The following is a 5,719-nucleotide window of genomic DNA, read 5'->3' as shown; positions in this document are numbered from 1 at the left end:
CCTTTGCCGGGCGGCGCGATGCCAGGCTGGCAAAAGAGATTCCGTTGAAGCTGGTTGTCGGGGTTACCGTTCACCATCCATCCGCGGTCATCAAGGCTGACGGCAGTCCCTACACCGTATTTACCCCTTTCAGCAAAGCCTGGAAAGCCCTACCGATCTCACGACCGCTGCCAGCCATCCCAACTCGTTTTCCAGCTGCACCCGTCCTGACCGGTGAAACGCTGCCTGAAACGGAAGAAAATCCCTACTTCCCGGCCGGTGAAGCTCAGGCAGAACGGCGGTTAATGGACTTTCTCAATTCGGGCGTATTTTCCTATGCGGATGACCGCAATCGGCTGGATTTGGAAGGAACTTCCAGACTTTCGCCTTACCTGCGTTTTGGGATGATTTCCGCCCGCCGCGCGGCAGCCCTGACCATGGAAAAAATTCAGCAAGCGTCCGATCCCATTGCCCGTAAAGGGGCAGAAACCTTTCTCAACGAATTAATCTGGCGTGAATTTTACAACGCCATTTTGTATCACTTCCCGCACGTGCTGAAAACCGCCTTCAACCCGGCCCTGCGCAACATCCCCTGGCGCAATGCACCGGATGACCTTTCCGCCTGGCAGCAGGGTTTGACCGGTATCCCCGTGGTGGACGCCTGCATGCGTCAATTATTGGAAATGGGCTGGATGCACAACCGCGGGCGCATGATCGTGGCTTCCTTTCTGGTCAAAGACCTGCTGATCAACTGGCAGGAAGGGGAGGCATGGTTCTTCCGTCATCTACTGGACGGAGACCCGGCCGCCAACAACGGCGGCTGGCAGTGGACTGCCGGCGTTGGGACAGATGCCGCGCCCTACTTCCGCATTTTTAACCCCATTCTGCAAAGCAAGAAATTTGACCCGCAAGGGCGTTTCATCCGCCGCTGGCTGCCCGAACTGCACCAGCTGCCGGATGAATACCTGCACGAACCGTGGCTGCTGCCCGCGGAAATGCAACGCAAAACCGGTTTCAAACCCGGCCGCGATTACCCGTTGCCGCTCGTAGATCACGCGCAGGTGAAGGAACGCACCTTGCGCGCTTACCAACAATCCAAACAAGCGGAGGGAACATGATTCGCAATCAATGGTACGCGGTGCTTGAATCCAAAGAGGTGCCGAGGGGCAAACCAATTGGGGTTACCCGCATGGGGGAAAAACTTGTTTTCTGGCGTGACCGGCAAGGAAAAGTCAACTGCCTGAGCGACCGCTGCGCCCACCTCAGCGCCAGCCTCAGTCAGGGCAAAATCACCCCCGAAGACCGCCTGGCCTGCCCGTTTCACGCTTTTGAATACGATTCAACCGGGCAATGCCGCTATATTCCAGCCCTCGGGCGCAGCACCGAACCGCCCAAAGCCATGCGCGTTCAGGCTTACCCCACCTATGAGGCGCATGATTTCATCTGGATCTGGTGGGGAGAACCCCGTCCCAACTTAACGCCGCCACGCTGGTTTGATATTGATGAAACCTTCTCATACGGCAGCTACCACGAGCAGTGGCCGGTGCACTACTCAAGAATGATTGAAAATCAGATGGATGTCATGCACCTGCCGCATGTCCACTACAATACCATCGGGCGCGGCCGACGGGTAGTGGTGGATGGGCCAATCGTTACCCTGGAGGATGACGTGATTCGCATGTGGGTGTACAACCGTCCGGATGACGGCACACCACCGCGCAAGCCGGAGGAACTGCCCGCGCCGCAGCGCCCTCCGTTTCTCGAATTCATCTTCCCCAACCTCTGGCAAAACCGCATCAGCGATGACCTGCGGATTCTGGTGGCCTTTGCGCCGGTTGATGAAGAAAACGGCATGTTTTATCTGCGTTACTACCAGCGTGTGGTGCGCTTACCGATCATCAAAAACCTGTTTAACTGGGCCGGGGTGTTGGGCAGCCGCTATATTGCCAATCAGGATAAACGTGTTGTCAGCCGGCAGGATCCCAAAAAGTCATCTTTGCGCAACGGCGAGAAATTCGTGCAGGGCGACCGCATCATCCTCACTTACCGCCGCCGTCGCGAAGAACTGATTGCCGAAAACAACCGCCCATCCTCGCTTGCATGAAAAACACCTTCCTCATCACCATGTGCGATCTCTCGCTGGAGGCGCTGAAAGCCTACCCGCCCAACGAAACGCGCATTTTGATGATCGAATCACAACGCAAATGGCAGGCACTCCCCTTCCATCGCAAAAAGATGGTGCTGGGCATTTCTGCCATGCGCCATTTTGCCCTTGAATTGCAGCGGGCCGGTTATGAGGTGGACTACCGCCACGAGCCGGACTTTGCGAGCGGGATTGAGGCTCACCATCACCAGTACCAGCCGGGGCAAATTCTGGCATTTCAGCCCCGCGAATGGGGAATGCTGCAAATCCTGCAGCGTTTGAGTGAAAACCTTCCCCTCACCCAAATCCCCAATCCGTTCTACTTCCTGCCGCGCGAGGAATTCATCCGCTGGGCTGATTCCCAGCAAAATCTGCGCATGGAAAATTTTTACCGCTGGATGCGCCGGCGGGAAAATATCCTGATTCAAAACGGAAAACCCGCGGGCGGTCAATGGAACTTTGACAAACAAAACCGCCGGCCGCCTCCCAACCGGGCATATCCCGACCCGCCCCTTGTAGAGCCGGATGCCATCACCCGTAAGGTCATCCAGATCGTACAGGCTCAGGAGGGTTTTTGGGGCAGCGCAGACGACTTTCGGCTGCCGGTCACCCGCGCCGAAGCATGGACATGGATGGAGCACTTCTTCCGCTGGCGCTTCGCCGACTTTGGCCCCTATGAAGACGCCATGCGCCGCGGTGACTGGCTGGTTACTCATTCCATGCTGTCCGCTTTTCTCAATCTGGGTTTGCTGCATCCGCGGGAGGTTGTCGAACGCGCCATCCAATCAGCCGAGGAATATGCCGTACCGCTGAACTCACTGGAAGGATTCGTGCGTCAGGTTTTGGGATGGCGGGAGTACATCCACGGGATGTACTGGTATAAAATGCCCGAATACCGCACCGTCAATTACTTTGAACTGGAACGCAATCTGCCAGACTGGTACTGGCAGCCGGATAAGTGTGAACTGGCATGTTTGCGCGATTCGATTGAAATGGTCAAACAGCACGGTTTTGCCCATCACATTCACCGGCTGATGGTGCTGTCCAACTTTGCCACTTTAGCGGGCGTCAATCCGCTGCGCCTTTCAGAATGGTTTTGGGCCGGCTTTGTGGATGCTTACGAATGGGTGGAACTTCCCAATGTGTTGGGCATGGCAACCTACGCTGACGGCGGGCTGTTAGCCAGTAAACCCTACATTTCCAGCGGCAGTTACATCCATAAAATGAGCGACTACTGCTCTGACTGTCGTTTTGATGTCCATCAAAAGCTGGGCGAAAATGCCTGTCCGTTCAATTACCTGTACTGGTACTTTCTGGATAGGCAAAGGGAAAAACTGAGCCAAAACCCGCGAATGACGGTTATCTACCGACTGCTAGAGCGCAAATCCGCTGAGGAGAAAGCCGCCATCCGCCGCGAAAGCGAACACTTTTTAGCCCGTCTGCCGCAGGGGAATTCCGATTACCACTTTCAGTATGACGCCGGTTGAGTTGCAGTTTCGTTGCAAGTGCCAGAAAATAACCAAAAAGGGCTTGCAATTTTGGTTTGAGTGGCTATAATAAACAATGTCAATCGCCTGGGTGCCCCCCTCACCCCGGCGATTGATTATTAGCGGCGTTTTTAGCGGTAGAAGGAAAACTTGAGGAGAGTCAGCCTGTCGGCTGGCTCTTTTTGATTTCGCGGGGAGCTGTGTAAGATTGCTCTGCTGTTATGGGCGTTTATGCCCGGAAATTAAACGCAACAGTGAGGCTCGCACCACTGCCGGCCTGGTAAAATCAGCACGGTGTTTCCAGATCGAAAGAAGCAAAAGCATCGCCCACACGATCCCCAGGAGATAATCCGGATGATACATCCAGATGAACGCCCCCAGCACTCCCTGAGAGAGCAGCACCACCCAGCCGCTGTTTTCAAAAATCAGGTACAACAGCCCCATTGAAACACCCAAAATGACCGGCGCTTCAAACAGGGTCAATCCCGTCCAAACGCCAAACATGGCAGTAATGGCTTTGCCGCCCCTGCCGCGTAAGAATGGCGAATAGGCATGCCCCAGAACCGGTGCAACCGCAATGGCGGCCATCCAGGGCAGCGCAGGCCGGTCAAACCAGTACACCCAGCCCACCGGAATGGCCGCCTTGAAACCATCCAGTAAAATGGCAAGCCCACCCCACCATCTCCCGCCAGCGCGCACCAGATTGGTAGCACCCGGATTTCCATCCCCAAATTGACGGATATCCCTGTGAAGTAAAAACTTTCCCAGCAGTAAAGAATATGGCACGCTGCCCGAGAGAAAGGCAACGGCCAGCCAGAGCCATTCGTTCATGAGGTTTTAATCCTGTGCCTGAAGCGGCGGTTTTAGGCGCATGACTTTCCAGAGAATGCCCGGCAGCAATGCCAGCTTTTGAATGGCACTGGTATGCGCCCGGCAAGTATAGACATTGTAATTCAAGGCCTCAATTTCATCCAGAATGGCAGCATAGAGCAGCGCAGCCGCCCCCACCGCCGGACGAGCCCGCCGCGAAAGCAGCGCAATGCCCGGTAAAGCCTCATCATAGAGGCGGCGCGCTCTTTCAATCTCAAATTTCATCAGGGCGATGAAACGTTCATCATACACCTGCTCGCGAATATCCTGAATGGTCAGTTCAAAACGGCGCAAATCCTCTTCCGGGAAATAAACCCGGCCACGCTGGGCATCTTCTCCCACATCGCGCAGGATGTTGGTCAATTGCAAAGCAATACCCAGCTGGATGGCATAGGGTGCAGCCTGTTCAAAAGTCACCCCTTCTGCCAGCCCGATGATCGGCATGGAAAGCAGCCCAACCGTGGAAGCCACGCGGTAACAGTAACCCTGCAAATCTTCCCAGGTGGCATAGGGTTTGAAGTGCACATCCATGCACACCCCGTCAATCAATTCCCGTTCGTATTTCAGGTCAACGCCGTATCGCTCACGGGTCAGTGACCAGGTCAACAAGACAGCGTGAGTTTGCTGGTGGGGAGGAAGCGCCGTTTGCGCCCGCCAGTTTTCAATATCGGTAAGGGATGCCCGATCCGAATCGACCAGATCATCGGTTGCCCGGCAAAAAGCATACAATGAACGGATTGCCCGGCGAACCGAAAAAGGCAGTAAACCGGTTGCAAAATAGAAGGTCTTGGAATGCTCCCGAATCACCTGCTCGGTGGCGCGAAAAGCCGCCTGTAAATTAGGCACACTCAAGTGAAGTTCAGCAGATTGCCACGGCATACGGGAGTCTCCCATAGTATTAACCCGTTATCCGTTAAGCCGTTTCGCGAATCAGGTTTTCTACAATTTTTGCCGAAGAAAGCACCCCCGGCAGACCGGCTCCGGGATGAGTACCCGCCCCCACAAAGTAGAGGTTATCGAATTCCTCCGAGCGGTTATGCGGACGGAACCACGCCGATTGGGTGAGAATCGGCTCGACCGAAAAAGCCGAACCCAGGTAACTGTTCAACGTATCCCGGAAGTGCAGCGGGTCAATATAATGTTCGGCAACGATATTGGCGCGCAGGTCGGGCAGGTAATTTTTCTCCAAAAATTCCATAATCCGGTCACGGTACGGACGGGCTTCTTTGCTCCAGTCAAT

Annotated in this window: 6 protein-coding genes; 3 read left to right on the top strand and 3 right to left on the bottom strand. The window is 55.1% G+C overall.

Annotated elements, in window-relative coordinates:
- From VAE48_RS05710 to VAE48_RS05700, 3 genes are all read left to right on the top strand, one after another.
- On the top strand, window positions 1–1,097 hold a 1,097-nt coding region (locus tag VAE48_RS05710; RefSeq protein WP_322792356.1), incomplete at its 5' end, for a deoxyribodipyrimidine photo-lyase.
- Window positions 1,094–2,083: an aromatic ring-hydroxylating dioxygenase subunit alpha gene (locus VAE48_RS05705; protein WP_322792355.1), complete on the top strand. Its 990-nt coding sequence runs from the start codon at window positions 1,094–1,096 to the stop codon at window positions 2,081–2,083. The genes VAE48_RS05710 and VAE48_RS05705, both read left to right, overlap by 4 nt.
- A complete protein-coding gene (locus VAE48_RS05700) occupies window positions 2,080–3,609 on the top strand; it encodes a cryptochrome/photolyase family protein (RefSeq protein ID WP_322792354.1) in 1,530 nt (509 codons plus the stop codon). Before VAE48_RS05705 ends, VAE48_RS05700 begins: the two co-directional genes overlap by 4 nt.
- Window positions 3,610–3,828: 219 nt before the next feature.
- Here VAE48_RS05700 and VAE48_RS05695 read toward each other — a convergent pair whose 3' ends face one another.
- From VAE48_RS05695 to VAE48_RS05685, 3 genes are all read right to left on the bottom strand, one after another.
- Window positions 3,829–4,440, bottom strand: a complete 612-nt coding sequence (locus VAE48_RS05695) for a glycerol-3-phosphate acyltransferase (protein WP_322792353.1) — start codon at window positions 4,438–4,440, stop codon at window positions 3,829–3,831.
- Window positions 4,441–4,446: 6 nt separating this feature from the next.
- Window positions 4,447–5,358, bottom strand: coding sequence for a phytoene/squalene synthase family protein (locus VAE48_RS05690; protein WP_322792352.1), 912 nt, complete (start codon window positions 5,356–5,358; stop codon window positions 4,447–4,449).
- A 34-nt stretch (window positions 5,359–5,392) separates the two neighbouring features.
- Window positions 5,393–5,719, bottom strand: a 327-nt coding sequence (locus VAE48_RS05685) for an FAD-dependent oxidoreductase (protein ID WP_322792351.1), incomplete at its 5' end; no start/stop codon positions are given.

This window comes from Bellilinea sp., from assembly GCF_034432615.1.
In the GTDB taxonomy this organism is placed as follows: Bacteria; Chloroflexota; Anaerolineae; order Anaerolineales; family Anaerolineaceae; genus Bellilinea.
The sequence above is the reverse complement of the archived record's forward strand: the minus strand, read 5'-3'. Positions and strand labels throughout refer to the sequence as shown.